General features: G+C 69.4%; 28 protein-coding genes. 5 read left to right on the plus strand and 23 right to left on the minus strand.

The window, feature by feature from the left end:
- Positions 1–64: 64 nt before the first annotated feature.
- The 3 genes from KVT45_RS06640 to KVT45_RS06650 are packed head-to-tail and all read right to left on the minus strand — an operon-like array spanning position 65 to position 3,316.
- Entirely contained in the window at positions 65–964 is a 900-nt protein-coding gene (locus tag KVT45_RS06640; protein ID WP_217545541.1) for a carbohydrate ABC transporter permease, read from the minus strand.
- Between the two features lie 10 nt (positions 965–974).
- Positions 975–1,985: a carbohydrate ABC transporter permease gene (locus KVT45_RS06645; protein WP_217545787.1), complete on the minus strand. Its 1,011-nt coding sequence runs from the start codon at positions 1,983–1,985 to the stop codon at positions 975–977.
- A gap of 5 nt (positions 1,986–1,990) precedes the next feature.
- The gene (locus KVT45_RS06650) at positions 1,991–3,316 is read right to left on the minus strand and encodes an ABC transporter substrate-binding protein (RefSeq protein WP_217545542.1); all 1,326 of its coding nucleotides are present in this window, start codon (positions 3,314–3,316) and stop codon (positions 1,991–1,993) included.
- 341 nt (positions 3,317–3,657) lie between these two features.
- On the opposite strand from KVT45_RS06650, the gene KVT45_RS06655 reads away from it, so the two are divergent.
- The gene (locus KVT45_RS06655; protein WP_217545543.1) at positions 3,658–4,713 is read left to right on the plus strand and encodes a LacI family DNA-binding transcriptional regulator; all 1,056 of its coding nucleotides are present in this window, start codon (positions 3,658–3,660) and stop codon (positions 4,711–4,713) included.
- Here KVT45_RS06655 and KVT45_RS06660 read toward each other — a convergent pair.
- The gene (locus KVT45_RS06660; RefSeq protein ID WP_217545544.1) at positions 4,710–5,315 is read right to left on the minus strand and encodes a TetR/AcrR family transcriptional regulator; all 606 of its coding nucleotides are present in this window, start codon (positions 5,313–5,315) and stop codon (positions 4,710–4,712) included. The two genes, KVT45_RS06655 and KVT45_RS06660, sit on opposite strands and share 4 nt — an antisense overlap.
- A 116-nt stretch (positions 5,316–5,431) precedes the next feature.
- Between KVT45_RS06660 and KVT45_RS06665 the strand changes: the two genes are divergently transcribed.
- The gene (locus tag KVT45_RS06665; RefSeq protein ID WP_217545545.1) at positions 5,432–6,901 is read left to right on the plus strand and encodes an MDR family MFS transporter; all 1,470 of its coding nucleotides are present in this window, start codon (positions 5,432–5,434) and stop codon (positions 6,899–6,901) included.
- Positions 6,902–7,378: 477 nt separating this feature from the next.
- Positions 7,379–7,564, plus strand: a complete 186-nt coding sequence (locus KVT45_RS58035) for a helix-turn-helix transcriptional regulator (RefSeq protein ID WP_308310666.1) — start codon at positions 7,379–7,381, stop codon at positions 7,562–7,564.
- Positions 7,565–7,602: 38 nt separating this feature from the next.
- Here KVT45_RS58035 and KVT45_RS06675 read toward each other — a convergent pair whose 3' ends face one another.
- From KVT45_RS06675 to KVT45_RS06700, 6 genes are all read right to left on the minus strand, one after another.
- Complete coding sequence (locus tag KVT45_RS06675) at positions 7,603–8,736, minus strand: protein-L-isoaspartate(D-aspartate) O-methyltransferase (RefSeq protein WP_217545547.1); 1,134 nt, start codon at positions 8,734–8,736, stop codon at positions 7,603–7,605.
- A complete protein-coding gene (gene tgmB / locus KVT45_RS06680) occupies positions 8,736–9,701 on the minus strand; it encodes an ATP-grasp ribosomal peptide maturase (RefSeq protein ID WP_217545548.1) in 966 nt (321 codons plus the stop codon). The genes KVT45_RS06675 and tgmB overlap by 1 nt, the downstream gene beginning before the upstream one ends.
- Positions 9,694–10,002 (minus strand): hypothetical protein, encoded by a 309-nt coding sequence (locus tag KVT45_RS06685; protein WP_217545549.1) that lies wholly within the window; start codon positions 10,000–10,002, stop codon positions 9,694–9,696. Before KVT45_RS06685 ends, tgmB begins: the two co-directional genes overlap by 8 nt.
- A 75-nt stretch (positions 10,003–10,077) precedes the next feature.
- Complete coding sequence (locus KVT45_RS06690; RefSeq protein ID WP_217545550.1) at positions 10,078–10,866, minus strand: hypothetical protein; 789 nt, start codon at positions 10,864–10,866, stop codon at positions 10,078–10,080.
- On the minus strand, positions 10,863–11,255 hold the full coding sequence (locus KVT45_RS06695; protein ID WP_217545551.1) for a DUF6415 family natural product biosynthesis protein: 393 nt from the start codon (positions 11,253–11,255) through the stop codon (positions 10,863–10,865). The genes KVT45_RS06690 and KVT45_RS06695 overlap by 4 nt, the downstream gene beginning before the upstream one ends.
- Positions 11,252–11,479, minus strand: a complete 228-nt coding sequence (locus tag KVT45_RS06700; RefSeq protein WP_217545552.1) for a hypothetical protein — start codon at positions 11,477–11,479, stop codon at positions 11,252–11,254. The genes KVT45_RS06695 and KVT45_RS06700 overlap by 4 nt, the downstream gene beginning before the upstream one ends.
- Positions 11,480–11,651: 172 nt before the next feature.
- Between KVT45_RS06700 and KVT45_RS06705 the strand changes: the two genes are divergently transcribed.
- Both KVT45_RS06705 and KVT45_RS06710 read left to right on the plus strand, forming a co-directional pair.
- Complete coding sequence (locus tag KVT45_RS06705; protein ID WP_217545553.1) at positions 11,652–12,395, plus strand: DUF6879 family protein; 744 nt, start codon at positions 11,652–11,654, stop codon at positions 12,393–12,395.
- A 13-nt stretch (positions 12,396–12,408) separates the two neighbouring features.
- Positions 12,409–13,263 carry a helix-turn-helix transcriptional regulator gene (locus tag KVT45_RS06710; RefSeq protein WP_217545554.1) on the plus strand — a complete coding sequence of 285 codons (855 nt, stop codon included), beginning with the start codon at positions 12,409–12,411 and terminating at the stop codon, positions 13,261–13,263.
- 44 nt (positions 13,264–13,307) lie between these two features.
- On the opposite strand, the gene KVT45_RS06715 is transcribed toward KVT45_RS06710, so the two are convergent.
- The 13 genes from KVT45_RS06715 to KVT45_RS06775 form a co-directional block, all read right to left on the minus strand.
- Positions 13,308–13,559, minus strand: coding sequence for a hypothetical protein (locus tag KVT45_RS06715; protein WP_217545555.1), 252 nt, complete (start codon positions 13,557–13,559; stop codon positions 13,308–13,310).
- Positions 13,556–13,780, minus strand: a complete 225-nt coding sequence (locus KVT45_RS06720; protein WP_217545556.1) for a hypothetical protein — start codon at positions 13,778–13,780, stop codon at positions 13,556–13,558. The genes KVT45_RS06715 and KVT45_RS06720 overlap by 4 nt, the downstream gene beginning before the upstream one ends.
- A 2-nt stretch (positions 13,781–13,782) precedes the next feature.
- The gene (locus tag KVT45_RS06725) at positions 13,783–14,655 is read right to left on the minus strand and encodes a peptidoglycan-binding protein (RefSeq protein ID WP_217545557.1); all 873 of its coding nucleotides are present in this window, start codon (positions 14,653–14,655) and stop codon (positions 13,783–13,785) included.
- A 106-nt stretch (positions 14,656–14,761) separates the two neighbouring features.
- On the minus strand, positions 14,762–15,106 hold the full coding sequence (locus KVT45_RS06730; RefSeq protein ID WP_217545558.1) for a hypothetical protein: 345 nt from the start codon (positions 15,104–15,106) through the stop codon (positions 14,762–14,764).
- Positions 15,107–15,176: 70 nt separating this feature from the next.
- Positions 15,177–16,496, minus strand: coding sequence for a hypothetical protein (locus KVT45_RS06735; RefSeq protein WP_217545559.1), 1,320 nt, complete (start codon positions 16,494–16,496; stop codon positions 15,177–15,179).
- Between the two features lie 12 nt (positions 16,497–16,508).
- A complete protein-coding gene (locus tag KVT45_RS06740; protein WP_217545560.1) occupies positions 16,509–17,942 on the minus strand; it encodes a hypothetical protein in 1,434 nt (477 codons plus the stop codon).
- Positions 17,942–18,883, minus strand: a complete 942-nt coding sequence (locus tag KVT45_RS06745) for a hypothetical protein (protein ID WP_217545561.1) — start codon at positions 18,881–18,883, stop codon at positions 17,942–17,944. Before KVT45_RS06745 ends, KVT45_RS06740 begins: the two co-directional genes overlap by 1 nt.
- A 9-nt stretch (positions 18,884–18,892) precedes the next feature.
- Positions 18,893–20,047: a siphovirus ReqiPepy6 Gp37-like family protein gene (locus tag KVT45_RS06750; RefSeq protein ID WP_217545562.1), complete on the minus strand. Its 1,155-nt coding sequence runs from the start codon at positions 20,045–20,047 to the stop codon at positions 18,893–18,895.
- 3 nt (positions 20,048–20,050) lie between these two features.
- Complete coding sequence (locus KVT45_RS06755) at positions 20,051–21,034, minus strand: phage tail domain-containing protein (RefSeq protein ID WP_217545563.1); 984 nt, start codon at positions 21,032–21,034, stop codon at positions 20,051–20,053.
- Positions 21,035–25,495: a hypothetical protein gene (locus KVT45_RS06760; RefSeq protein ID WP_217545564.1), complete on the minus strand. Its 4,461-nt coding sequence runs from the start codon at positions 25,493–25,495 to the stop codon at positions 21,035–21,037.
- A gap of 15 nt (positions 25,496–25,510) precedes the next feature.
- Positions 25,511–25,897 carry a hypothetical protein gene (locus KVT45_RS06765; protein WP_217545565.1) on the minus strand — a complete coding sequence of 129 codons (387 nt, stop codon included), beginning with the start codon at positions 25,895–25,897 and terminating at the stop codon, positions 25,511–25,513.
- 29 nt (positions 25,898–25,926) lie between these two features.
- Positions 25,927–26,262, minus strand: a complete 336-nt coding sequence (locus KVT45_RS06770) for a hypothetical protein (RefSeq protein WP_217545566.1) — start codon at positions 26,260–26,262, stop codon at positions 25,927–25,929.
- A gap of 91 nt (positions 26,263–26,353) precedes the next feature.
- A complete protein-coding gene (locus KVT45_RS06775) occupies positions 26,354–26,920 on the minus strand; it encodes a hypothetical protein (protein ID WP_217545567.1) in 567 nt (188 codons plus the stop codon).
- Positions 26,921–26,930: the final 10 nt, after the last annotated feature.

A 26,930-nucleotide genomic window follows, 5' to 3' on the forward strand; every position in this document is an offset into this window, starting at 1 on the left:
GGGTGAGGAGGGTGAAGGGAGGGGGCCGGGACGGCGGTGACCCGGCCCCCCGTCTTGACGGCGGTCAGCCCTTCACGGCGCCCTGCATGATGCCGCCCACGATCTGCTTGCCGAAGATCGCGAAGACGAGCAGCAGCGGCAGCGTGCCGAGCAGCGCGCCCGCCATGATCAGGGACTGGTCCGGGGTGTAACCGCGGCCCAGGCCCGCCAGGGCGACCTGCACGGTCGGGTTGCCGGTCTGGGTGAGGACCAGGAACGGCCACAGGAAGTCGTTCCAGGCCTGCACGAACATCAGCATGCCGAGCACGGCCATGGCCGGGCGCGCCGCGGGGAACACGATGTGCCACACCACCCGCCAGCTGCTCGCGCCGTCCACCCGGGCCGCCTCGATCAGCTCGTCCGGCAGCGCCTGGATCAGGTACTGCCGCATGAAGAACACGCCGAACGCGCTCACCAGGGACGGGAAGATGACCGCCTGCAGCTGGTCAGCCCAGTTCAGCTTGGCGACCATCATGTACAGCGGGATGATGCTCAGCTGCGGCGGCACCATCATCGTGCCGATCACCGTCAGCATCAGGATGTTGCGGCCCCGGAAGCGCAGCTTGGCGAAGGCGAACCCGGCGATCGTCGAGAGCACGACGATGGTGACGGCGGAGATGCCCGCCACGATCGTCGTGTTGAGGAAGGCCTGCCCGAGGTTGGCCTCGTTCCACGCCACGTCCAGGTTGTGGAAGAGGTTCCCGCCGAACCAGAACGGCGGCGGGGTCTCGGCCAGCCGGTTGTTGTTCCGGGACGCGGCGATCGCCGTCCACACCAGCGGGAACAGCGAGCCGATGGAGAACAGGACGAGGATCGTGTACGCGATCGGGCCCGCGTGCATGGTGCCGCCGGCGCGCGCCGACTTCGAGCGGCGGGCCCGCTTGGGCTCGGCCGCCGGGGAGGGTTTGGTCAGGGTCGTCGTCACGGCCGGTCTCCTAACTACTGGCGCGCAGCCGGCGCGAGATGACGTAGTTGACGATCCCGATCACGATGAGGATCAGGAACATCGTCCAGGCGATGGCGGAGGCCCGGCCCAGGTGCTGGTTCACCCAGCCCTGCTCGTACAGGTACAGGCCGAGCGTCTGGAACTGGTGCTCCGCACCGCCCGACGCGCCCTTGTTGGCGTCGAAGATCAGCGGCTCGCCGAACAGCTGGCTCGCGCCGATGGTCGACACCACACAGGTGAACAGGATCGTCGGCCGCAGCTGCGGCAGCGTGACATGGATGAACTGCCGCCAGCGCGAGGCGCCGTCCAGGGCCGCCGACTCGTACAGGTCCTGCGGGATCGCCTGCATCGCCGCCAGGTAGATCAGCGCGTTGTAGCCGGTCCACCGCCAGATCACGATCGACGACACCGCGATCTGCGAGGGCCACTTGTCGTTCTGCCAGTCGATGTGACCGACACCGACGAAGTGCAGCGCCCAGTTGATCATCCCGTAGTCACGGCCGAAGAGCAGGACGAAGACGAGGGAGGCGGCGGCGATCGAGGTGGCGTACGGCGCCAGCATCACGACCCGGTAGAAGATCGAGGCGCGCAGCCTGTAGTTGAGGATGTGGGCGAGCCCCATCGCCATCAGCAGCTGCGGGACCGTCGAGATGATCCCGATGGTCAGGGTGTTCTTCGCCGCGTTCCAGAAGAAGTCGTCGCCGAAGATCCGGGTGTAGTTGTGCAGCCCCGCCCACTGCATGTCGGTGGGCGCGGTCAGCTCCACCGTGTGCAGCGAGGCCCAGCCCGTGTAGATGAGCGGGAAGAGCCCGAAGGCGAGGAAGAGCACGAAGAACGGCGAGATGAAGCCGTACGGGCTCCACTTGATGTCCCGCTGCCAGCGGCGCGAGAGACGGGCGCGGTACCGCCGCTCCGCCTCCGTGGGAGCGGCGGGCGGGCGGACCGGGGCCGCGCCCCCCTCCTGAGCGAGGGGGGCGGCGGTGTCGTGCCGGGTGGCCATGCCGGTCACTTGTCCAGACTGTTGTCGATGGTCTTGGTGGCCGTCGCCCAGGCCTCCGCGGGCGACTTGCCCTTGGTGACGAGGATGACGCCGTTGTTGGCCAGACCGTCCTGGATGATCTGGTCCTTCGGGCCGATGACCTGCACCGGGCTGCTCTTGGCGGCCTCGGCGAAGATCGTGCCGATCGGGGCGTCACCGGTCATGTCGTTCTTGGCGCCGGTCACCGCCGCCGAGGTGTACGTCGACGGCGCGCTCGGGAAGGAGCCCTGCACGCTGAAGAGCTTGGCCTGCTGTTCGGGTGCGGTCAGCCAGGCGACCAGCTTCTCGGCCTCCGCGACGTTCTTGCCGCTCTTGGGCACGGTCAGGAAGGAACCGCCCCAGTTGCCGGCCTTCGGCGCCTGGGCGACGTCCCACTTGCCGGCCGCGTCCGCCTTGGACTGGCCCTTGATGTAGCCGAGCATCCACGGCGGGCAGGAGATCGCCGCGAACTTGTTGTTGGCGATCGTGCTGTTCCAGGACGGCTGGAACTGGGTCTGCGCCTGGACCAGCCCCTCCTGCGCGGCCTTCGCGGTCGTGTCGAACGCGGTCTTCACGGCCGGGTTCGTCTTGTAGATGATCTTGCCGGAGGAGTCGTAGAACTTGGTGCTCTCACTGGACAGGATCGCGTTCAGCAGACCACCGGGGGAGTCCATGAAGGTGGTCCCGGAGGGCGCCTTCTTCTTGTACTGCTCGCCCACCTGGACGAACTTGTCCCAGCTGCCGGCCCACAGCTTGCTCACCGCGTCGCGGTCGGTGGGCAGGCCGGCCTTCTGGAAGAGGTCCTTGCGGTAGCAGATGGCGAGCGGACCGACGTCGGTGCCGAGCCCGATGGTCTGGCCGCCGCTGGTCGTGGCCTGCTTCCACTTCGAGTCCAGCCAGTTGCTCTCCGAGACGCCGTTGACCTTGGACAGGTCCTCCAGCTTGTCGGCGAACGTGCTGGTGACCTCGGCGATGTTGCTGACCTCGACGGCCTGGACGTCCATCAGGCCGCTGTTGGTGGTCAGGTGGTTGACCAGCGCCGGGTAGTAGTTCGCGTTCTGCTCGACCGAGGTGTCCTTGATGACGATGTTCGGGTGGAGCTTCTCGTACTCCTTGTAGAGCCCGGCCTCCTTGAAGCCGAAGGTGCCGAACAGGCCGAGCGTGATCGTCGTCTTGCCCTTGCCGCCGCCGCTGGTGCCGTCGCTGCTGCCACCACTGTCGTCGGCACAGCCGGCCAGCAGCGCTCCTCCGAGTGCCAAGACGGCCGCCAGGACCACCGCCCTGTGCGAGGCGGTTCGGGTACGTGCTCGCATTACGTCCTCCTGTTGCCCTGACGTGCCGACCCCCCGGCCAACTGCATTGTTGGGCCCGTTAGTTCTCGCTGCGGCTCGGGCGGGGAACGTGCGGGATGTGTATGTGTCAGGTACTGTGGGAGCGCTCCCACCAGTGATGTGTTGAAGAGTCGTCGGTTCGGAGCGGGGTGTCAAGGGAGCGGGCGCGGCGAACCGCGTTCAGTTATCCGGCTGTTAGCTAACTCGGGTTGGCGCCCGTGAAAACCGCATATGTCATGACAAAACGGCCGTGGCTGTGCCGACGGGCGGCACTGTTAGATTCCAGGCCAGCGAGTTGTACGTCGGCGAGGAGGGCGGAGCCCATGGCAAGCCACGGAGCGCGGGGGCGTAGCGGTGGTCGGCCCACCCTCGAAGAGGTGGCCGCCCGGGCCGGGGTGGGACGCGGCACCGTGTCCCGGGTGATCAACGGGTCGCCGCGGGTCAGCGACGCCACCCGGGCCGCCGTCGAGGCCGCCGTCGCGGAGCTCGGTTACGTCCCGAACACGGCCGCCCGCGCCCTCGCCGCCAACCGCACCGACGCCATCGCCCTGGTCGTCCCCGAGCCGGAGACCCGGTTCTTCGCGGAGCCGTACTTCTCGGACATGCTCCGCGGTGTCGGCGCCGAACTCTCCGACACCGAGATGCAGTTGCTGCTGATCTTCGCGGGCAGCGACCGGGAGCGGCAGCGGCTCGCCCAGTACCTGGCCGCACACCGCGTCGACGGTGTCCTGCTGGTCTCCGTGCACGCCGACGACCCGCTGCCGGACCTCCTCGCCCAGCTGGAGATCCCGGCGGTGATCAGCGGCCCCCGGTCGGCGGCGGAGACGCTGACCTCCGTCGACTCCGACAACTACGGCGGCGGCCGCTCGGCCGTGGAGCACCTGCTCGCCTCCGGCCGCCGGACGATCGCGCACATCACCGGCCGCCTGGACGTGTACGGCGCCCAGCGCCGCGTCGACGGCTACCGCGACGCCCTGCGCGACGCCGGCCACCAGGCCGACGAACTCCTCATCGAGCCGGGCGACTTCACCGAGGAGGGCGGCCGGCGGGCGATGTCCGTGCTGCTGGACCGGCACCCCACCCTCGACGCCGTCTTCGCCGGCTCGGACGTGATGGCGGCGGGCGCCCGCCAGGTGCTGCGCGAGGTGGGCCGCCGGATCCCCGACGACGTGGCGCTGGTCGGGTACGACGACTCGGCCATCGCCCGCCACATGGACCCGCCGCTCACCAGCGTCCGTCAGCCCATAGTGGAGATGGGCCGCGCGATGATCGACCTCCTCCTCGCGGAGATCGCCGACCGGCGCCCGGCCGCGTCCCGGGGGCTGGAGCGGCGGCACGCGGTGCTGCCGACGGAGCTGGTGGTGCGGGCCTCGTCCTAGTCCCGGCCGGCGCCGGGGCGTACCGCGTCCCAGCCGCCTTCCAGCAGGTCGAAGGCCGTGTTGACGGCGGCCACCGGGTCGGATGACGGGCCCGCCAGGGTGCGGGCCTCCAGTGCGAAGTGCGCGAGCGCCGCGCAGGCGGGGTCGTCGGCCGGTGCGCCGAGTTCTGTAGCGATGGCCTCGGCCAGGGCGCGTTCGTACCTCATCCACATGCGCCGGTGGTACTCGATCAGCGCCGGGGTGCTGTTGACCAGCCGCCTGAAGGCGGCGAGCTGCTCCGCGTACTCGGGGCGGAAGCTGCGCGCGCCGAGCATGTGCGCGCGCAGCGCCTGCGGGACGGAGGTGCCCGGCGACCGCTCGCGCACGGCGCCGACCAGGGCCGCCTCCCGGTCCGCGTCCAGGTCGAAGACCAGCGCCTCCTTGCTCGGGAAGTGCTTGAACAGGGTCGTCGTGGAGACGTCGGCCGCCTCCGCGATGTCCCTGATGCTGACCTGGTCGTAGCCACGCTCCAGGAACATCTCCAGTGCCGCGTCCGCCAGCGCCTTGCGGGTCGCGGCCTTCTTGCGCTCCCGGCGGCCGACGAGAGGTGTCGTCTCGGTCATGGCGTCAGCGTACCTCCTGGGTTGCCTTGGTAGAAAAGTTGAGTCGTTGCACTTATTTAGTCGGTGTGCTTTTCTGGGTCACATCCCGCTCCGACACCCGACAAGGGGGGCCTCTCATGCCAGTCGCGAATGTTCGCTGGACACTGCTTGGCGTCATGCTCGCCATGCTGCTCGGCATGCTCGACAACAACATCACCGGTACCGCGATGCCGACGATCGTCCGCGATCTGGGCGGACTTGAGCACATCTCCTGGGTGGTGACCGCGTACACCCTCACCACCGCCATCGCCGCGCCGATCTGGGGAAAGCTAGGCGATATTTACGGCCGTAAACAGATATTCCAGGCCTCGATCGTGGTCTTCCTGCTCGGTTCGCTGCTCTCCGGGGCCGCGCAGTCGATGGTCCAGCTGATCGGGTTCCGCGCGCTCCAGGGCATCGGGGCGGGCGGTCTCGCCGCCGGTGCCATGGCCCTGATCGGCACCCTGGTGCCGCCCCGTGAGCGCGGCCGCTACCAGGGGATGACCGCATCCGTGATGGCGGTCGGCGTGGTCGGCGGCCCGCTGGTCGGCGGCCTGGTCACCGGCCACCTCGGCTGGCGCTGGGCCTTCTACGTCAACCTCCCGCTCGGCCTGGTCGCCCTGGTCTGGATCCAGCTGATGCTCCGCCTCCCGGCGACAGCCCCGCGCACCAGGGCCCGTGTCGACTGGGCGGGCACCGCCGTCCTCGCGGCCACGACCAGCGCGCTGGTGCTGGCCGCCACCTGGGCCGGTACGACGTACGCCTGGACGTCCTGGCAGATCCTGACCCTGGCCGCGATGACCGTCGCAGGACTGCCGGTCTTCGTCGCCCTGGAACGCCGGGCGCCCGAACCGCTGCTGCCGCCCCGGGTGTTCACGGGCCACCGCAACTTCCCGATCGCCACCGGCCTGTTGCTCGCCGTCGGTGTGGTGATGTTCGGCTTCTCGCTCTACCTGCCGCTGTTCCAGCAGACGGTCCAGGGGGCGACGGCGACCAGTTCCGGGCTGCTCCTGCTGCCGATGATGATCCCGGTGGTGATCGCCTCGAACATCGCGGGCAAGGTGATGTCCCGCACCGGCCGCTACAAGGTGTTCCCGGTGCTGGGCGCGGTGCTGCTGACGGCCGGCTCGCTGGCGCTGGCCACGATGGACACGGGGACCTCGCGGCTGCTGGCCGGCTGCTGGATGGTGCTGGCCGGCCTCGGAATGGGGTTCATGATGCAGATGGCCGGGACCGTCGCGCAGAACAGCGTCGAACTGCGGGACATGGGGGCGGCGATGGCGTCCGTCAACCTCTTCCGGACGCTGGGCGGCTCGCTGGGCGTCGCGGTCTTCGGCTCGCTGTTCACCCGGGCCGTGCCGGCGGCGGCCGCGATGTCGCCGGCGGCGGTGGTCACCGGGGTGCGGCACATCTTCCTCACGGCGGCCGTCGTGTCTGCCGTCGGCGTCCTGCTGGCGCTCGCGCTCGAGGAGGTCCCGCTGCGGGGGAAGCCGGCCGGGCCGGTCAGGCCTGCGGTCCCTGAAAGCAAATCAGCCGGTGACCCGTCTCTCGACGAGGTCACCGGCTGACGGTGCAGGGTGAGTGACGGGACTCGAACCAGTTTTTTGAACATACTGTGACCTGCGACGATGCGGAATATCGGGACAAACGTGTGCCGTTCGATGACGCTCGATGGCGCTGAATGTCGGTCGATCCCACTCTCTGTTCCCGTGGGAACAGCCTGAGAACAGAGAACGCGACGCGGGCTGGGTGTGAGTAGAAAACGGCCTATCCGCGATCGTCTTCGGGTAACACGTGCGATCGCGACGCCCGAACAAGGCAGCGCCCCCGCGTGATGCGGGGGCGCTGCGGTCCTTCTCGCCCGCCTGGGGGAGGAGTGCGGGAAGGACGTGGTGGAGGGGGGTGCTCCGGTTCGATTCCCACCCCGCTCCAAGATCACGCAAATTAGGGTCGACCCTATTCTCTGGCGATCATGGCACCGGGAGCGTTGTCGGGTGTCTCGCCCTACTGCACCCGACGAATGGGTTATCGCTCGCCGCCGTGCGGTGGGCGCTCACATCCGTCGTGTGCGTGAGGGACTGAACCTCAGTCAGCCCGATGTCTGCGGCCGCAGCGGAATCGACGTTGCGACGTACAGCCGGATCGAGTCTGGGTACTCCTCTCCGAAATTGGACACCCTGATCCGCATCGCCCAGGCCATGGGCGTGCAGCTGCGTGACCTGATCGGTTGACGGCCTGTCCTTGCGTCCGCCCCGCCGAAACTGAGCGGCTACAGGGTCGCCGTCCATCCGTCGCGCATGAGCGTGGTCTCGCCCTCTGGTGTGACGGTGACCTTCGCTCCGTACACCGGAAGCTCGCCGCGTTCCAACCATCGCCAGCGGATCTCCTCCAGCGCGTCGTACAGCCGGCGGGGCCCGCCCTGGTGGACCACAGACGTACGCTCGCCGAGCTTCGTGGACGCGCGCACCCATGAGCCGTCGGCGTGGAGCATCCACATGGCCGGGTTGCCATCAGAGTCGGTGCCGTAGCGGTGGTCGATGCCGGACACGGTCAGGGTGAGCATGGACCACACCTCCCACGCCTGCGCCACGTTCAGGATGGGGAACGGGCTGGTGCGGACCTCCTCCCCGTCCGACTCCACCGCGGTATCGAACAGGTCGTTGAGCGGAGATGCGTAGTCGTCTCCGGTCCGGGTGGCCATGAACGAGGCACGGTCCCACTCCACTCGTCCGACGGCGCCACCGTCGGCGGTCTTGTTGGCGGTGACGATCAGACCGGTTCCCGCGATCGTGGTGACCAGCCGACCGTTCCGGTCCAAGTGGTCCAGCCAAGTCCTCGGGATCCGGGGCATGCCGACCATGGAAACGATCCGGTCGTATGTCCCGTGCAGGGTCGTGGTGGCATCATCGGCGACCACCTCGGGCCGGTACCCGATGCTCTCCAGTCGGCCGGCCGCAGCCTCGCAGAGGTACGGGTCGACATCCTGCGTTGTCACCAGCCTGTCGCCCAGAGCGAGGCAGGCCAGGGCCGCGCTGTATCCGGATCCGGTGGCCACGTCCAGCAACCGCAGCCCTGGCTGGAGCCGGCCGTGCCCGAGCATCGTGACGACCAGGCCGGGCAGCGTTGAGGACGACGTGGGATGTCCGATGACCGCCTGGCCCGGTTCGACGTGATCGGCGTGCAGGGGCCCAACCCGGGTGACCAGAGTCCGGTTCCCATAGGTGGCGCGCGCCCATACCTCCTCGTCCGCGGCTCCGTCGACGCTGATCCACCCCTCTGGCCCCGACTCGAACCAGCGGGGCACCAGCAGGTGGCGCCGCGTGCGCACGACTGGATCCCACCAGCGCGACCCTGGGTAGGAGACGCCGGCGGCGAGGGCCTCGGCGTATTGCTTCCACTGCATCAGGAGACTCCCAGCAGCTCGTCGGCGATGGCCGCCACGATGGGCAGGCCGGTCTCGTACTGGATCCAATCCCACTGTCCGGTCGGATTGACTTCCAGGAAGGTCCACTGGCCGTCCGGACCGACGACGAAGTCCGCTGCACCGTAGCGAAGGCGCAGTTCCTTCATCATCCGTCCCATGCCAGCGACGACGTCGTCCGGTACGTCGGTAGTGCTGTAGGACAGCTTCCCGTAGTCGCTGCGCCAGTCCTCGTGTCCCGCTTCGCTGCCGGCGTTGATGGCGGCGGCCAGCATTCGATCGCCGACCACGGTCAGCCGGACCTCGTACGCCTTGTCCACCCAGGCCTGGAACAGGTGGGCGGTGACGCTGATACCCCGCAGGTCTTCCAGGTCTCCGGGGTTCAGCCGGCGGGTGTAGACCGTGCGCAATTCGTTGTTCTCGATGTACACGGGCGAGGAGACCGGCTTGCAGATGATGGGCCCGCCGACTTCCGCAGCGAACGCGTGTAACTCCTCGGGCCGGTTGGTGATCAGAGTCCTCGGGATGGTGAGCCCGCAGGCTGCTGCCGTCCTCAGCTGGACCGGTTTGTACTCGGCTCGGCCACTGGCCACCGGATGGTTCACCCACCTGCAGTCCAGCGTGGAGAGTATCCCGCCGAGACCTGAACGGGCCTGTGCCGCAGCGAACCGCTCCTCCGGTACGGACATGCCGACCGGGAACCGGAAGTCGCGCGGTTGCCGGTAGTAGACGGTGCCGATCCGGGAGAGATCCATCGACCGCTCCTCGGTGGTGAGATCCCCGCTCCAGCCCCGGTCAGAACTGATCCGGCCGGCCAGCGTGAGCCGCTGCGGGAAATCGGCAGCGTCCATACGGAACACCTCGGCCCCGCGGCGCTCCAACTCGAGCACGACCTTGTCTGTGGGTCTGTCGCCGTCGCCAGTGATGATCAGGACTGGCTCAGGCATCCTTCGGCCCCTCGTCCAGCGGCGGGGGGTTTCCCATGTTGCCGTCCGGGACGGTCGGGTCGTGCGTGGCCGTCTTCGCCGCGAGGGGCACCAGGTGGTCGCCCTCCGGGGTGAGGTTGACTTGCCGTCGACGGTCATAGAAGTGCTCCGGGACACGGGTCCCGGTGGTGGAGTCCGGGGTACGGGCGCCCCTCAAAGCCCAGGGTCGGGTGTCCGGCCCGGACGGTGCTTCATCGCTGAGCCGGAGCGGACCATCCGCCGGATTCAGCGGGAACGCCTGGTGGTCGAGAGCTGTCGTCACGCAAGTTCTCCCATCGTTTGAGTGTCGAACGGGCCCGCACCGTCCGAAGTGCGTTCGGCAGGTGGGGCAGGTAGGTCATTGCGGTTTCTCGCGGAGGTAGGCGATCAGGTATGGCTGGTGGTCGACGAGCGGGTTCCAGGGCCGTCGGTGGTCTAGGACGCGGTACCCGGTGACGCGTAGGGCGCGGCGCACGCGGGCGATGGCGCTGGCCCAGTCGTCCATGGTGGCGTTCGGGGGGCCGGTCCACAGGACGACCGAGGCTGCCGTGGCGTACGGGGGCCACAGATGGGTGTCTAGGGTGCGGGTGACGTAGTTGGTCATGCGGAGGTCGTCCAGCACGTTGGCGAGATGTTTGCTCGGATTGCGCGCGGGCCACCGGTAGGCGGGCAGGACGTCCAGGTGGTCCCAGCCGTCGGCCGGGTAGGGCGCCGGGGACGCTCCGACTGGCAGGCGGGACACGATCAGCGGCTGGTACCGGTCGACGCCCGGCGCCCGGCGCGGCCCGGGCGTCTGGACCGCGTAACCCAGCGATTCGAGGCCAGAGGTGACCGCGGCCAGCCGGGTGGCCCAGTGCTCCTCCTGCTCGGCCGCGGGGATGTCCTGGTCGGCGTACCAGTCGACCTCGACACACAGGTCCGCGGTCGCCGGCCACAGGGCCTGATAGACGCTGGTGGCTCGGCACCAGCCGTGCCCGGGCGGGATGTGCCGGTCGACGATCCGCAGACCGCTCTGCTCGCCGGTCTGCACCCAGTGCTCGCCGATCCCGAGTTCGTCGAGCTGGCGGGTGACGAGGGCAACGCCGCTGCGGTGCGGGTCCGCTGGATCGTAGGCGGGGGTTGTCGGCAAGGGGGAGGTGCTGCTCATCGCGACACCAGCCGGTCGTAGTGCGCGCACAGCGTCCGCACCGAGCGGGCTAGCCGCACCGCGATGGAGCCGCGGAGGGCGTTCGTCTCGGCGGGTTCTGCGCGCAGCAGGACCCGGGCCTGGCCGGCGCACATCAGCGCCGCCACCCGGTTCGCATGGCGTTCAGGCAGCAGCTGGGCCCTGGCCTCCACTACGGGGATGAGCGTTCGGACGTGGTCCCGGTACCTGACCGTGAGGGCGTCCAGCTCGGTGCCGGTGAAATGCAGCTCGGGGGCGTCCCGGGAATCGGGGTCGCCCGGGTCCGCTTTGGGGATGTCCGTCGCGAGTACCAAACCGATGCTGACGCGCATGGCTCGGATGTCCGGGGGGTTCGGGGCGGTCATGCTCATGCGGCGGCGTCTCCTTTCTGGATCGCTTCGGCCAGGCGCAGGGCCACGGACGCGCGCACGCGGCCTAGGTCGATGAGGCCGAGTGTTGGTGCGCCCGGGTCGACGGCGAGTGACGGCAGGACGATGCCCGCCTGGTCGAGCGCCGAGCGCAGGGAGTTCATGGCCGCGAACGGGTCGACGGCTGCGTCAGGGGTGGTGTCGGGCGAGGCGGATGCCTGGGTCATGAACGGGACGGTAGGCAGGGCCTGTTGACGCGGGCCAACGAATGTTCTCGAATGTTCTCTATGGACTTCCGAGTGTTCTCATCTGGTCTCCCAAGCCGGGCGGCGAGCTGTAGAACGGACGACGCAACGCCCTGATGCTGAGGGGGACAACCGATCTGGGAGGGACGGCACCATGCGACAGCTGCGGTTCACCGGCACGGACAGCAAGAACGGCGGATGCCCCGCTCTTCACGAAGACGTCGCCACCGGCGAGGTCATCGTCCAGGGCACGCCACTCACCGATCCCGAAGACCTCGCCCGCCTGCTCCACCTCGGCCCCGAGGACCTGGCCGTCGTGGTGCCGCGCGAACTGCTCGTCAACCACGCCCCGAAGGAGATGGACCGAGTGCCGACCATTATCGGCCTGGACGAATTCGGCCGACTCTTCGAGACCTTCGAGCACACCGCATGGAGGCTGGAGACCCGCCGCGGCTATGCCTCCGACCGCGACGACCCCACCTACCGAGAGTTCATGGAGACCGGCGGCATCACCCTCGACTACGACGACGACTGGTCCAAGAACATCCGCCACCAGGTCCTCGCCGACAAGACCATCGGCCGAGTCCGGATCGTCGACGAGCCGCCGACCGAAGGACAGCTGTTCCTCCTCGCCGACTCGCCTCGCAACACGGCGGCCGGCGAGGACATCCGTTACCTCCCCCGGAACGAAGCCGATGCCCGTCTCCTCGGCACCGACGACTTCTGGATCTTCGACAGTCGCCTCGTCGCCCGGCTGAACATCGACGAGCAGGACGTGTTCCACGACGTCGAGATCATCACCGAGCCGACTGAGGTTCTGCGGTACTGCCAGATTCGCGACCGTGCCATGCACGGAGCGGTGCCGGCCGCCGAATTCGCCGCGCAGCTGCGCGGCTGACCGCGGGCCGCCGGTGAGCACGGACTACCAGCAGGCCCGCGAGGCCCTCGGCATACGCCTGAGGGAGCTCCGCCTCGGGGCCGCCGGTGGACGGCTCACCGGCCCCCAGCTCGCCCAACGTCTCGGTTGGCCGCACTCCAAGATCTACAAGCTGGAGGGTGGCCGCCAGACAGCGACCAGTGACGACCTGCGCGCGTGGGCGAGGGCGGTCGGCCACCCAGACGCCAGTGACGAGTTGGTGGCCCGGCTCCGCGGGTTCGAGTCGCACATCCGATCCTGGCGCCGCCAGCTTGCCGCCGGCCATCGCCCCGTCCAGGACGTTTGGAACATCGAGGTCGACCGCTCCGAGATCATCTACGCCTGGGAGGAGTCGGTCATCCCGGGCATGCTCCAGACTGCCGACTACGCTCGCGCCATCTTCCTGCGGTACGCCGAGCTCTATGGCTCCGTTCGCGACACCGAGGAGGCCGTTCGGACGCGGATACTGCGTCAGCAGTGGCTTCACCAGCGAGGGCACGTCTTCCACGCCCTCGTCTGGGAGGCCGCTCTCCACGCGTTGGTGTGCTCTCCCGTCGCCCTGACCGCACAACTGGACCGGCTCGCAGGCATGATCGGCATGGACACTGTGCAGCTCGGCATCATCCCGCTCGGGGCCTCGCTGCGAATCCCGACGGCGAACGGCTTCTGGATCCTCGACGACCGACTCGTCATCGCGGAGGACTGGCACGCTGAGATCTGGCTTGACGACGCAGACAGCGTGACCACCTACCAGCGCGTTTGGAACACCCTCGACGAGTCCGCGGTCTACGGCGCCGATGCCCAGAACCTCATCACCCGAGCCCAGCGCTCGCTGAACCCCCGGGCATGACGAAAGCCCCCTCCCGCCCGCAGGCGAGAGGGGGCAACGATTCGTCATCGGCCGGCACCCTGCCACAACGCCACCGCGAGCGCTCCAACGCCCGTCAGCGCACCGATGGTCGGCAGGGGCCACCGCGTTCGCTCCAGAGCGTCCAGGCGCTTCTCATGGTCGTCGAGGGTCTTGTCCGTCTGGTCGCCGCGCTGGACCAGAAGCGCCAGCTGGCCGTCGACCCGGGCGAACCCCGCCTCCACGGTGCCGCGTAGCCGCTCCAGCTCGACCGCGACGGTGGTGTCCGGGGTCGTCACTCGCGCGCCTCCGAGTCCGTGCGCAACCAGTTCGGGAGCAGGGCCTGGACGCCGGGAACGGCCATCACTCGGGCGAAGCCGCCCGCGACGGCGAGGGCTCCGGCGACCCAGGGCAGCGCCTCGGGGACGCCTGAGGCGTCGACGACGGCCGGCAGTACGACTGCGATGCCGATCGCGCTCTGGAGCACCGTACGGACGGTGCGCTTCGTGGACTCCAGCATGTTCAGACCTCCTTGGTGAACGGGACCTTGAGAGCGGCCCAGGACTTCGCTCCCGGCCAGCCGTCGGCCGAGGAGCCGGTGTAGCCGAGCTTGCGCTGCCACTTCGCGTACGACGCCCGGTCGGCGTCGGTCCACTGCGGGCCGGGGCCGTCGGCGTACGCGGAGCAGCCGTTGGCGACCAGTCGCCTGCCCATCGCGGTGACGATCGCCGACTTCGGGTTCTTCCTGAACCACGCGGCACCGGGGAAGGGCTGGTAGGCGGGTGTACCGGGCGAGGTCTTCGTCTGCAGCCTGGCGGCGACCCGGTTCCGGAAGTCGGCCATCGCGAAGCCCTTGGGGTCGATCTTGGTGTTCGTCCACTCCTTGTGGCCGATCACCGACCGCGCACTCCAGCCGTGCGCCCGGCACAGCGCGGCCGACGCCCGGACCATGGCGTCCAGCTGGACGTCGGGCCAGGGGTCCTTGCCGTCGCCGAGGTTGACGCACTCGAAGCCGTAGAAGTGGACGTTGCCGTCGGTGTCGTTCTGGTTCGGTGCCGGCAGGGTGGCGCTCTCGGCGACGACGGCGGCAAGGACGTCGCCGTCGCCGCTGCCGGCGTGGTTGGCGCGGCCGTTGCCGACGAGGTGGACCGTGCCGTCCTTGGCGATGACGCCGTGGCAGAGCGGGCCGGGCAGGTCGGAGCGGCCGTTGAAGCACATGCTCACGGAGGTGCTGGTGCCGGAGGTGACGGTGTGATGGATGATCACGCCGTTCACCGGGCCCCAGGCGCCGTGTCCGGCCCTGTTGTGGGTGCGCCAGCCGTCGTGCTCGACGACGGTGAGGCCCTCGGCCTTGAGCGCGGCGACGAGGGCGTCGGCGGACAGGGGTGTTGCCATGGGTACTCCAGAAATGACGAAGGCCCCGGCCAATGGGCACGAGGCTGCGGGGTTTGGATGACCCTGGTGTTCATCTGCAGGACCAGGGCGTTTGGGGGCGGCGGGTTCAGACCCGTTCGGGCCAGTGCCAGGTGCCGCCCCTGTGCGAGGCCTCCACCCAGCCGCACGCGCAGTAGCGGAACGGTGCGCCGTGGCTTTCCTTGTCCGGGCAGTCCGCGTCGCCCTGCCGCTCTCCCCCGCCGTCGTACGGGACCGCGCGGTCGAGGTGCAGGCCGGCCGGGTTGAGGACGGCGAGTCCGACCTGATCCGGGTGGTCCGGGTCGCTGATCACCTCGGTGACGATCGCGGCCCGGCAGGCCGACGGGAACGCCTGGCCGCCGTCCTCGAGGACGGGGGTGCCGTGGCTGACGTAGTGGACGATCCGTCCGACGGACGGCAGAGGGGTGCTCATGGACACTCCTGGACATGGGAAAGCCCTGGCCGACTGGCGCAGGGCTGCGGGCGATGCGTGAAGGGGGTGGCTATGCGGCCGCGGTCCAGATGTTGTTCGCGTCCGGTGTCGCCGACGTCATCGTGTAGGAGGCGGGCAGGGACGTCTGTCCCGACGCGGACCGGCAGAACCGGTAGTTTCCGCTGGCCAGGTGGGCGTTGCCCGGGGTGAAGTTGGCGCCCAGCGAGGAGCCGGCGGCGAAGACCGGACTGGTCGTGCCGTTGACCAACAGGGCGATGTAGTACGTGCCTGCAGCAGCGGCGTACGAGCTGGTCAGCGCCATGTTCTTGTCGCCGGCGCTGTTCCATGTAGTCGACATGTCCGCGGTGACGCCGACTCGCGTGCCGCTCGAGGTGTAGAGGCCGGCCAGGCACTGGTTCGCGGTGAGGCCGCTGCCTGCCGTGCCGATCACTGCACAGAGGCTGGAGATGGTGGCCGCGTTCCTCAGGATGATCTTCGTGAAGTAGATGACCCCAGTGCTCAGTGAGCTGCCGGCGGGCGTGCAGCTGGCAGGGTCCATCGTCCAGGCGAGCAGTCCCTGATCTGCTGGCCGCCACATCCCCGGGTTGACCGAGGAGATGATCCGCCCCGCGCCGTCGATCTGGAACACGTTGCCGCCGTCGGCATCGCGGAACCTGACGATCGGCGCGGTGGCCGACCCTGAGTAGCCGGTGACGTCCAGAGCGATGCGGGTCAGGCTGTCCTGCTGGACGGCTACTCCGCCTGCGGTCAGCGGGCCGCCGACGGACAGCGCGTCGGTGACCACGTTCCCGGCGGCCAGTGCCGCGCGGAGCAGGGTGCCTGCGCCGGGGCCGGAGTTGGACGCGGCGTAGGTGAAGCCGGTGGTGCTGGCGAGCGCCGGGTCCGCGGTGATGACGCCCTCGGCAAAGTTGGGCATGCCGTAGCCGTAGACGATGGCGTCGCTCCTCCTGCGTTTCCGCAGGTAGACGCCGTCGCCCTCCGTCGACCCGTTCGTGTTGGTGTTGGCCTCGATGGTCCAAATGAACGTGGCGTCGTAGGCGTAGACGATGCCGGTGTGGTCCTGGCCCGATGTCCCGTAGAACACCTGGCCGCCCAGGCACGGGAACCACGACCAGCGGTATGCGGACGTGAACCAGGAAACACCGGCGCTGCAGTCCACGCCGCGCGGGTAGAGGGACGCCACACCTGCCCTCATCGCCACCCAGCTCGTGAACGTCATGCACCAGCTCTGGCCCTGGTAGCCGCTCAGCCCAGGGACCTCGAGGGCGTATCGAACGATGTTGGTCCAGCCGCCCTCGACGTACCCCTCCTTGTAGGTGACCTGCGAGCGGGCCACAGCGATCACTTGGGCGACCTGCGTTGTTGCCATGTGCTGGTTTCCTTAGCTCTGCAGCAGCGCGCTGATCACGGACGCCACGTAGGCGTGGCCGGCGTCGGACATGTGCACGGCGTCTGTGCCTGCGGCCCCGGGGGTGGCGGTGTTGGCCCAGTAGCCGAGGCCGTTCCAGTAGTTCCAGGAGTTCCGGCCGAGCGCCCACAAGTTGACGAGGGCGGCCTCGTGGGCGAGGGCCAGGGACAGCGCGCGGTCGGCGAAGTCCTGGTACCGCCAGCCCAGGGCGTCGGCGGTGCCGATGTGCGGGAGGACCAGGACCACGTCGGTGGCGCCGGTGAGGGTCCCGCCGTCGCGCATGGTGGCGAGGTGCTGACGGACCTGGGCGGCCCAGTCGTCCGCCGAGATGCCGTTGATGACGTCCTCGGGGCTGGCCGTGTAGATGAGCAGGTCGGCCGTCGTGTTGGGGCCGCCGTTCCAGCCGGCGCGAAGCGTGGCGTTGTAGTCCGCGGCGATCGCATTCTTCGCACCGTAGTTGTTGAGGACCACGCCACCGGCGTTGGTGCCGGCCACGCCGAGGACGGACAGGTACTGCCCGGTTGTTCCGGCATGCCGGATCTTGATGGTGTGGCTGCCGGCGGACAGGCCGGTGATCGTGCGGGTCAGAACGGCGAGCCCGGTCGTGGCCGTGTCGGTCACGGTGGTCTCGGAGCCGCCGTCGACGGAGTATGCCCACGACGGACGGCTGCCGTCCGCGCCGAGCGTGTAGATGACCGCGCTGGTCCCGCGCACCGTGAATGTCAGGTAGGCGCCGTTGGTGCTGGCGTAGGTGTACCCCCAGCCGGGCCCGGCCGCGTAGCCGCCTGTCGTCCAGGTCCCGGACTGGACGACCAGGCTGCCGGTCGCCGTCCAGGCCGTGATGGCCGTCGCGTCGGATCCGGCGATCCCGTTCGCCGAGAACAGGGCCGACCGGTAGCCGGAGCCGCCATCGCCGTATGCCGTCTGCAGGCTCGCGGCAAGCAGTGCCGGCCAGTTCTTCGTGACCAGATCGGACGCGAAGAACCCCACCGTGCTCGAGCCGCCGACCACGGCGATGGTGGCCCGGCTGCCGGTGCCGGCCGCGGCCCGGGCGGCCCGCCAGAACGAACCCCAACCGGGTCGAACGTAGAGTCCCTTGCCCTCTACGGCGGAGCTGGACGCCGGCGCGTACGCGCCTCGCGCGGACATCCATGCGCGGGAGCTGCCGCCGGCGTCGACCCACATTCCGGTGACCTCGTCGGGGCCGGCGAAACTCGGTACGGCGCCGTAGGTGTCGGATGTGATGGACGAGACCGACTCGCCGCCGGAGTTGAGGAGGTCGGTGTACTGGGTGCCGTCGTGGGCGGAGTCCCAGAAGGTGAGTACCGCGCCCTGGGCCACCGACCACAGGCCGTCCGCCGGCGTGACGACGAAGTCGGCCGCGCCGGCGCCGAACTGGTAGCGCATCAGATCACCCAGCTCATGCCGGACACCGGCGCGACGAAATCACCGGTATCGACCGTGACCGACTTGTTCGTGAGCCAGACCTGTCCGGCTCGGTCGCTGGCGGACGAGTAGACGATGCACCGGGCGATGTTCCCGCCGCTGATGTAGGCGAGCCCGAACTGGTCGCGGGAGGCGTGGCGGTACGCGGCGGGAATCAGCACGGGCAGCCGCGATTCGGTCCCCGCGCTGAAGCTTCCGCCTGCCCGGTTGAACGAGCCCATGCGGAGGCTGACGATGCCGTTGCGCGCCTCCAGCACGGAGCTCGTGCTGATGTCCCAGGCGGTCAGGGTCGCGTCGCAGCTGATGACCCCGGAGTATTGGTACACGGTCTTCCACAGGGACCCCGTGAACATCATCAGCTTCTCGTCGGTCGCCTGGAAGACGAGGTCGCCGGGCCCTGGGGCATCGGGCAGGGATATCGACGTGCACGGCCGGACCCTGGACCCGACGTACAGCTCCTTGGCGGCCACGCCCGCACCGGTGGCAGACGCGGCCACGGTCACGGTGGCGAGGGGGATCTCCCACACACCGGTGCTGCCGGTGTCCCTGGTGAGGTCAGGGGTTCCGGCGCCCGCGGTGCCCTGCTTCACCGCGGCGGTGACGTTCCAGGTGGAGCGGTCCAGCCGCAGCACCACCCGGTCGAAGCGGGTGGAGGCCGTGGGGTTCGCGGCGATGGTCAGGTTGGTGACGGCTGTTCCGGAGTACCAGAGGTGTCCGCGTACGGAGGCGTAGACCCCGGCGCGGACGTCGACGGACAGGCCTGCGCCGGCGGAGACCACCGGAGTATCGGATGGGCTGCCGTAGACACCGTCGTCGCTGAAGCGCGCGGCGAGCAGTTCGTACTCGACGTCGGTGAGGGCCCGGGCGTTGTGTGATGGTGAGGGCCAGCTGTCCTGTGCCACTGCCGCTCCTTAGCGTGTCTCGAGCCGGCCGAGCCGGCGGTTGAGCGTGCGGACCAGGCGCACGATGCGGGGGTCGCTGGTGGCGTCCTGGGAGCCGATGACCGAGGACACCTGCTCGCCGTCGCTGGGGGTGGCTTGCAGGTGGATCGAGCGGACGACGTCGGTCAGCTGCAGGCCGTGCGGGAGGGCGATGGCCACCTTGTCGCCGAGGCCGTAGTCGCGGCCGGCGCGCAGGGTGTCGGTGTCGACCGTGACCGTGGCGAGCTGTACGGGGGCGGCGCCGTCGGTGAGCTCGCTGGTGCCGGAGGCGGTGAGCTCGCCGTTGGTGTCGTTGGCGGCGCCGCCGTCGACGTACTTCTCCACCCGCCACCAGGCGCTGGCCGAGCTGGTGTTGGCGACTTCGACGTACGTGCGGACGCTGCTGCCGGTGGTCTCGGTCCCGGCGACCAGGGCGTGGGTGACGGTCGGTGCCGATTGCGAGTACGCGACCGAGCGCAGGTTGCCCAGGCCGGTGGAGAACCGGGCGGTCGCGGTCTTGTCGCTGGGGGCGTAGCAGCCGAATTTGATCTGGCTGCCGTCCTGGCGGGTGCGGAAGCCGATGGCGCCGCCTGCCGACGCGACCGTACGGCACACGTCCAGGAGGGCCTCGAACCTGGTCGAGATCGCGGTGTTGGTCCCGGCCCCGGCCACCGTGTCGAGGACGAGGTTGGGGATGCGGCGCGCGGTGATCGCGCCGGGCCCGCAGTTCTCGTTGATCAGCGTGCGCACGATCGTTTCCGCGTTGGTCGCGGTGAACGACCGGTAAGTGCTGCCGTGCTGCCCGGCCCAGGTCAGCGATGGTTCGGGCCAGGTGATGTACCCGGCGATCGTGGCGAGGTCGTCGCTGAAATTGACGTCGACGACGCCAACGCCCGGGTCGTCCAGGGACCACCGGTAGTTGGTCGGTTCCTCCATCGGCCCGGCTGTCCAGATCGCGCCGTCACGGATCACGACGATGCGGTGCCCGGGGACCAGCTGGGCCATGAGCTCCGGGTAGGCGGGCAGCGTCACCGTGCCGGCCGCCGGTGCGTTGAAGTTGACGGTGACGTCGAGATTCGTCCAGCCGGTGAGGGGGTTGCCCTGGACGGTCATGTTCTTGTCGGTGGTGAGCAGGGTGATGGCCATGGGTCAGGCCGTCTCGTAGCGAGGGTTGAACGTGAGGTCCACGGCGGAGGCCGCGCCGGACCCGGCGAGCGTGAAGGCCAGCGGGTTGTCTCCCGGAGCAAGCCCCCACAAGGTGGCCGAAGGCCAGTTCAGTCCGCCGATCCAGTTGTCGCCGTTCTGGAAGGTGACGGCTGGCGGGTCCGTGCTGATGACGACCTGCTCACCGGCGAGCAGGTTGCCGTGGCCGATCGCCGACGCGTTCGGGTTGAGCGTGAACGACTCGCCGGTGCCGCTGTGGGTGAACGTCACTAGGGAGGCGGGCCCGGTGATGGTCCAGGTCGGCCACACGGTGGTGTCGCTCGGGTTGGTCACCGTCGTCGAGCCGAGGATCTGGCTGGACGAGACGGTCGGGAACGGGCTGAAGAACGAGCTGAGCGCGCCGGTCTCACGGTGGACGACCTGCGGCACGGGGTCGGTCCAATACGGGTCCTCGCACCACAGGGAGATCACCGCGCTGTCCGCGTCGCGGTAGTAGCCGCGCTTGCCCTGCCCCTCGAACCCCTCGAGGTAGTACACCTTGATCTGGCGGCGGGTGCCGTCCGGCCGCGCGATCTCCAGCACGCCCGGCCCCTCGGTCTCCCGCAGGGTCCGCGTGAAGGCGGTGGCCAGCGCCCGCCACCGCTGCAGGAACTCCATGTGAGTGGAGCCCTGCACGAACAAGGGCCACACGATGGTGCGGGGCTGCGCCTGGGCGTGACGCAGCCGCGCGCCGCCGCGCGGGTGCGGGTCGCTGGTCAGGTCGTACGGCACCGCCCCCAGGCCCGAGACGCCGTCGGCCAGGGTGAACCAGGCGGCGGAGTCCCGGTCGGTGAGCGGCCACACCGTCCCGGACGGGTCGGTGTACTGGGCGCTGGCGTACCCGATCTCCGGGAGCGGGACGATCGTCCCGCTATCGGGTGGCTCCCCTGTGTCCGGAGGAGCCACGTACGGGGCTGTGATCAAGGGCATCTAGCGCGGCCTCCCCACTCGTGCCCGGGCCTCCTGGACGCGCTGGACGCGCTCGAGGTCGGCCACGGTGAAGTCCGCCGTACGGGCGTTGATGACGTACTGCGTTGAGCCGCCCTCCGCGGCCGCCATGCCGGCGTTGGCCGCGCCCTCGAAGGCCCTGAACTGGGCCGGGGTGAACACCGCCTCGGGGGTCTTGAGCCCGTTGTAGGCCCACCCCGGTTCCATCCACCCGCCGGCGTCGTACTTCCCGGGCTGGAAGCCATACCAGTCGGTGAACAGCTTGTCCCGGTAGCCGCGGGCGCCACGGCCGATGACCACGCCGTCGCCGCCGCGGCTCTCGATGTTGACCCCGCCGATCGTCCCGGCGGTGTGCCCAACCCCCTTGTTGGTCACACCGATCCGGTACGCGGAGTCGCCGTGCAGGACCCACCCGGGCGGCGCCGTCTTCCCGTGGAACGCGGCGGTCGCCCACCTGCGGTGGGGCTTCTCCCCACGGATGACGGACTCGACAGCGGACACCAGGCCGGAACAGTCCCAGCTCGGATTCCCATCGCCGCCCCACTGGTACGGCAAACCGTTCTGGGTGCGCGCCCACTTCAGACCGGCCTGGATCCGAGGCCCGCCCACACCGCCGGCGCCCTTCGCGTCTGCCTTCTTGGAGTAGCCCGTCAAGGCGTCGACGATCCGGTCAGAGACCTTGCGGATCAGCTGCCCCAGCGAGGTGTCCATGCCGGGGAAGTCCTTGAGCAGCGGGTCGACCAGCGTCTTTACGCCCGCCCTCGCGGACGCCAGGAGCGTGTCGCCCAGCCAGCTCGCTGACTTCTTCACGGCGTTCCAGGCCTTCGACCCAGCGCCCAGGACGGCCGACCCGGCGGACTTGATCCACCCGAAGATGCCGCCGTCCGCGTACGCCTGGTGCGGGTAGATCCCGCCGTGCGCGTACTTCAGGGACCGGTCGACGGCGGTGGTGTGGGGGTTGCCGCCGAGGACGGGCGCGAGTGCCTGGCGGACACCGGCCGCCCCGGAGGAGCGGGCGATCCGGTTGACGTAGTTCACGAACCCGGTGCCGGCGCCGCGCGTGAACTCGGGCCTCATGATCGCCTCGCCGCCGGAGAGGTCGAGCATGCCGCCGGTCGGCGAGACGAACCGATGCACATCCCTGCCCGGGGTGTAGCCGGGCAGGATGCCGCCGGTCGCGAAGCCCTTGGGGTGGAACTCGGGGAGCGCTGGTGCCCCGAACGCCTTGGCGATCTTGTTCCAGAGCGGGACGATCCCCGAGTTGTACACGGTGTTGATCACGAAGGCGACCGGGGTCTTCGCGATCTGCTTGAGCTTGTCCCACTGGGTGCGGCTGGCGTCCACGGCCGCCTTGAACCCGTCACCGATCAGATCAAGGGCTGACCCCAGCGCGTCGAACACGGGCTTGATGCCCTTGTTGTAGCCGACCTTGATGATCGAGACGAGGTCACCGATCACCGGTTTGACGATCTTGTCCCGGAGCCAGGTGAGCACGGTGCCCAGAGCGCTGATCCCGAGCTTGAACGCGAGCAGAACCGGCCCAATGGTCAGAGCCCAGGCCGTTTTGATCTGCCATTTGATCACGGCCCACACCGGCGTGATGATCTTGTCGCTGAGCCAGCTGAAGGCAGGCCCGAGACGGACCGTCACCCAGGCGACGACGTCCGCGAACACGCCGACGATGTCCGCCACCCAGCCGATCACCGTGGACAGTGCGGTCGCCAGGCCACCGATCAGGAAGCTGGCCAGGGACACCAGAGGCGGCAGCAGATGGGAGAGCACGCCCACGGCGAGCTGGACGACCAGGCCGACGAGCTGCGCCACGATCGGCAGCAGCGGAGTCAGCGCGATCACCAAGTTCAGGCCTGCCTGCACCAGCTGCACCACCGCCGGCATCAGCTGGACGAGAACACCGGCCGCCATCTGCACGACCATCCCGACGAGCTGCCCGATCAGCGGCAGCAGCGGCGAGACGGCCACGACGAGGGTGAGGAACGCGGCCGACAGCGGCGGCAGGATCTGCGCCAGCGCCCCGGCGAGGAGCCCGGCGACCTGGCCCAACACCTGGGTGACGATCCCGATGACCGGGACGAGCTGCGCGGCGAGCGTGCCGACCAGCTGCGCGAGCAGCGGCAGGAGCAGAGACCCGGCTGTGGCGATCTCGCCGAACGCGCCAGCGACGATCGGCAGGACCGGGGTGAGCGCGCTGAAGACCGTGCGCACCAGCTGCATGCCGACCGGGATCAGCGGCTGCACTGCTCCCATGAGTTGGGTCAGTGCCGCCGTGAACACGTTCGCGACCAGGCCCGCGACCTGGCCGAGGACGCCGGCGAACTGCTGCCACAGCGGCGCCATCATCTGGAACACCGCGGCGATGGCCGTGCCGACCTGGGTGAGGACGGGGGTGAGGGCGACGACCACCTGCGTCAGCGGACCGACGAGGACACCGACCACGCTGGTGAGGGCGTTGACGATCGGCGTCAGCGCCGGCGCCAGCGCGGTGAGCACGGACGTGACCAGGGTCGCGATCGGCTGCAGCAGCGGCGTGACCGAGGTGACGAGCTGCACCAGCGCGGAGCCGACCGTGACGAGGACCGGGCCGAGCGCCTGGACGATCGGCAGCAGCGCGGCGCCGAGCGCCCCGACGAGCTGCTGCAGGACCGGTCCCAGCACGGTGGCGAGCTGCGCGACAGGCTGAATGATCGCCGTGACCAGGGGCACAGCGGCCTGGACGACGGTCCCGATGGCCGGGACGATCGCGCTGACGATTTGCGCCACCGAGGAGAACAGGGTGCGCAGCTGGGCCTGCATCGCGGGCGCGGCGAGGATCGTGTTGAGCTCGCCGAACACGGCGCCCATCACGCCGACGATCTGGCCGCCGGCGTCGCTGGCGGCCTTCACGATCGACAGGACGGTGCCGAGGACGTTGCCGAGCAGGGTCCCGAACTGGGCCAGGATCCCGAACGCGGTGTTGATCGCGGTCTCGAGGCCGCCCGACTGGAACGACGCGGCGATCCCGTCGGTGAACTGCGTGATGGCGCCGGCGAACTGGGTGAGAAGCTGGTTGAACGCGGGCTGTGCTGCCACGGTCAGCTGCCCGAACGCCGTGATGATCTGCTTCGGGGTGTTCTCGAACAGGGCCAGGTTGTCGGTGGCGCCCTTGAGGATCTTGTTGAGGGCGCCGCTCTTGGCCATCTCGGTGACGGCGCCGGCCGCGTTCTTGGCGATTGCGTTCCAGACGCCTGCCGTGGCCGTCAGCTGCCGTTGCAGGACCGGGATCGTGGCCTGACCCAGCTGCGTGACCGTGGAGTCGAGGCCCTCGAACAGGCGGTTCTGGACGTCGAGTTTCATCGACGTCCAGGCCGGTCCCAGCCCCAACACTGCCGAGACGAACGACTTGGCGTTGGGCGCGAGCTTGGCCATGGCCTTGTCGAACGCGGAGGCCTGCGCGGCGGCCGCCGCCTGGGCATCGGCTACGGCGGCCGCGGCGTCCGCCACGGCCTGCTGGGCGTCGGCGATCTGCCGCTGCCCGTCGACGCGCGCCTGGTCGACACCGGCCTGCGCCTCGGCGAGCGCCCGCTCCTTGTCGGCAACGGTCTGGTTGGCGTCGCTGATCTTCTTCTTCGCCGCGAGGACCTGGTCGCTGCCGTCGACGCCGGCCTTATTGGCCTTCGTGGTGTCCTCGGCGAGCCGTTTCGTCTCGATCTGCTGCTGCTGGAGGGCGAGCTTGGCTTTGTCGTAGCGGATCTGGAGTTCTTCGAGGTCCTTCGCGTTCGTGCCTGGCTTGGCCTGCGCTGCCTTGAGGTTGGCCTCGGCCTCCGCCAGGTCGAGGGTCGCCTGCTTTTCATCCAGCCTCGACTTGGCGAGCTGGATGTTCATGTCCTCGAGCGCGCGTGAGGCCTCCTCACGCGCGCTGTTGAGGTCCTTCTGCGCGTCACGTGCATCGCGCTGGGCAGCGGTCAGCTCCCGCTCGGCGTCCGCCACGGACTGCTGCGCATCCTTGACTCGCTTCGCCGCCTCGACCTGCGCGTCCGCCAACGACCGCTGTGCGTTGGCGAGCCCCCGCTGCGCTGTCTCCACGGCCTTGGTCGCCGAGGCCGCGGCGTTGGCGTCCGCGGAACTGTCGGCGAACGCGGCCTTCATCGCGTCGCCGACGCCGGACAGACCGATTTTCAGAGCACCAGCCGCGGTCCCGGCGGTGACCAGGGCCGGGGCGAGCGCGGAGGCACCGGCCGTCGCGGACGCGAGGTTCGCGCCGATGGCAACGCCGGCCAGGGCTCCGATGCCCTTGAGGCCGATGCCGAACGCCTTGCTGAACGCCGACCCTCCGCTGCGGCCCGCGCTGGATGCGCGGGCGTTGACGGAGCGGTCCCAGTCCCCCTCGAACTCGGGCCGGATGCTGACGTATCCGCGGCCGACGAGCACACCACCGGTACCAGCCACGCCACCTACCTCCTGTCAGGAGTTGGTGGCGCGGCCTCCGAAGACCTTCGCCAGCTGCTCGGCGCCGCTGCCGTGGCGGCCGCCGAACTTGATCGTGGTCGCGTTGCGCCGCTTGAGGACGCCCGGCCGGGGAATCGGCTCAGGCGGCTTCAGCCGGCGGGTCTTCTTCGGGTCGCCGTGCAGCTTGACCATCGTGAAAGTGGTCTCGCGCTGCGCGTCGACGATGGACGCCAGGAGCTGCCGGTCCGGGGTCCAGAAATCGTCCTCAGGCCGGGACTTGCGGACGGCCCGCGCGGTGGCCGAGTCCCACGGCACGTACCGCAGGAAGACCCTCAGCTCCCGCCAGGACATCTCGCCGCGGTACAGCTCCAGCAGGGACCGGCCCGGCCAGTACCGGGCCATGTCCCACTCGACTGCCTCCCCGTGCTCCGTCAGGAAGCGGCGGAGGCCTTCGATTCCCCCGGCTGCATGCCGGCCCGCTTCTGCCAGTCGAGCGCGATGACCTCGAGGTCACCGAGCTGGAAGCCGGCGTCGTACATCTCCTTGACCTTCTCCTCGCCGAGCGTCTCCTGGAGCACGGCGAAGGTGTCGTTGAGGTTGCCGACCTTCTCCTGCAACGACCACGGCAGTTTCCGCATGGGCGGCAGGGTGAAGGTGACACCGAGCGCCTCGTAGGCGACGTCGGCGGGCAGGGCGTCGCGCTTCTGCTGGATGAGCGCGTCCAGGGACACAACCTCGGTGCCCGCGTTCTTGTTGCTGGTGCTCACAGTGTTCTCCTGGCGGTTGGTGGCGGGTTGTGCCCCTGGCAGGCGCGACCCGCATGCACGCCTGCCAGGGGAGTCAGAAGGAGCCGGTCGATCAGGCGGCCAGGTCCCAGGCCGGGTCGTTGGACAGCCAGGTCGCGATCTCCGGAGCCGAGGAGGCGTAGGCCGAGACGGTCATCTCCAGGCCGACGGCGGCGGAGCGGCCGAGGGTGATGGTGCCCCGGTCGGTGATCTCGCCGCGGGGGATGACGAGCCGGTTGATGATCGCGCCGTCGAGCCACTCCAGGCCGAACGCGAACTCCTGCGGCCCGGGCGCGGCGGGGATGTCGAGCCGGTACACGGTGTCGGCCACGACCTCGCTGATCGTCGACCCGGGGAAGAACGCGGTGATCGTCCGCGCCTTCAGCTCGATGGCCGTGAATCCCAGCGTCATGTCGACGCTGGTGAGGATCCGGCGCACCGGAGAGAGGGACTGCCAGGCGTTGACGTCCTCGGTGTCCGTCGAGTAGTCCATCGAGACGCCGTCGTCGGACATGTAGCCGAGGTCGATCCAGGCCGCGTCCCATGGCGTGGCCAGGTCCGCCGGCGCGGTGGTGCCCTTGGGCGCCATGTAGATGGCGCCGTTGAGGGCTGCCCTTACGTTGTCTGCATCGAGCGACACGGATGCCTCC

The sequence above is a fragment of the Streptomyces sp. GbtcB6 genome (genome assembly GCF_019091475.1).
Taxonomy (GTDB): Bacteria; Actinomycetota; Actinomycetes; order Streptomycetales; family Streptomycetaceae; genus Streptomyces; species Streptomyces hyaluromycini.

Bases quoted from the DNA above. Each gene is read 5' to 3' on its own strand.
- KVT45_RS06765 (WP_217545565.1), bottom strand. From the start codon at position 25,897: ATGGCCCGGTACTGGCCGGGCCGGTCCCTGCTGGAGCTGTACCGCGGC.
- KVT45_RS06700 (WP_217545552.1), bottom strand. From the start codon at position 11,479: ATGACCCAGGCATCCGCCTCGCCCGACACCACCCCTGACGCAGCCGTC.
- KVT45_RS06665 (WP_217545545.1), top strand. From the start codon at position 5,432: ATGCCAGTCGCGAATGTTCGCTGGACACTGCTTGGCGTCATGCTCGCC.
- KVT45_RS06755 (WP_217545563.1), bottom strand. From the start codon at position 21,034: ATGCCCTTGATCACAGCCCCGTACGTGGCTCCTCCGGACACAGGGGAG.
- tgmB (WP_217545548.1), bottom strand. From the start codon at position 9,701: ATGCCTGAGCCAGTCCTGATCATCACTGGCGACGGCGACAGACCCACA.
- KVT45_RS06660 (WP_217545544.1), bottom strand. From the start codon at position 5,315: ATGACCGAGACGACACCTCTCGTCGGCCGCCGGGAGCGCAAGAAGGCC.
- KVT45_RS06690 (WP_217545550.1), bottom strand. From the start codon at position 10,866: ATGAGCAGCACCTCCCCCTTGCCGACAACCCCCGCCTACGATCCAGCG.
- KVT45_RS06750 (WP_217545562.1), bottom strand. From the start codon at position 20,047: ATGGCCATCACCCTGCTCACCACCGACAAGAACATGACCGTCCAGGGC.
- KVT45_RS06655 (WP_217545543.1), top strand. From the start codon at position 3,658: ATGGCAAGCCACGGAGCGCGGGGGCGTAGCGGTGGTCGGCCCACCCTC.
- KVT45_RS06740 (WP_217545560.1), bottom strand. From the start codon at position 17,942: ATGCGCTACCAGTTCGGCGCCGGCGCGGCCGACTTCGTCGTCACGCCG.
- KVT45_RS06725 (WP_217545557.1), bottom strand. From the start codon at position 14,655: ATGGCAACACCCCTGTCCGCCGACGCCCTCGTCGCCGCGCTCAAGGCC.
- KVT45_RS06705 (WP_217545553.1), top strand. From the start codon at position 11,652: ATGCGACAGCTGCGGTTCACCGGCACGGACAGCAAGAACGGCGGATGC.
- KVT45_RS06645 (WP_217545787.1), bottom strand. From the start codon at position 1,985: ATGGCCACCCGGCACGACACCGCCGCCCCCCTCGCTCAGGAGGGGGGC.
- KVT45_RS06735 (WP_217545559.1), bottom strand. From the start codon at position 16,496: ATGGCAACAACGCAGGTCGCCCAAGTGATCGCTGTGGCCCGCTCGCAG.
- KVT45_RS06675 (WP_217545547.1), bottom strand. From the start codon at position 8,736: ATGCAGTGGAAGCAATACGCCGAGGCCCTCGCCGCCGGCGTCTCCTAC.
- KVT45_RS06695 (WP_217545551.1), bottom strand. From the start codon at position 11,255: ATGAGCATGACCGCCCCGAACCCCCCGGACATCCGAGCCATGCGCGTC.
- KVT45_RS06730 (WP_217545558.1), bottom strand. From the start codon at position 15,106: ATGAGCACCCCTCTGCCGTCCGTCGGACGGATCGTCCACTACGTCAGC.
- KVT45_RS06650 (WP_217545542.1), bottom strand. From the start codon at position 3,316: ATGCGAGCACGTACCCGAACCGCCTCGCACAGGGCGGTGGTCCTGGCG.
- KVT45_RS06720 (WP_217545556.1), bottom strand. From the start codon at position 13,780: ATGCTGGAGTCCACGAAGCGCACCGTCCGTACGGTGCTCCAGAGCGCG.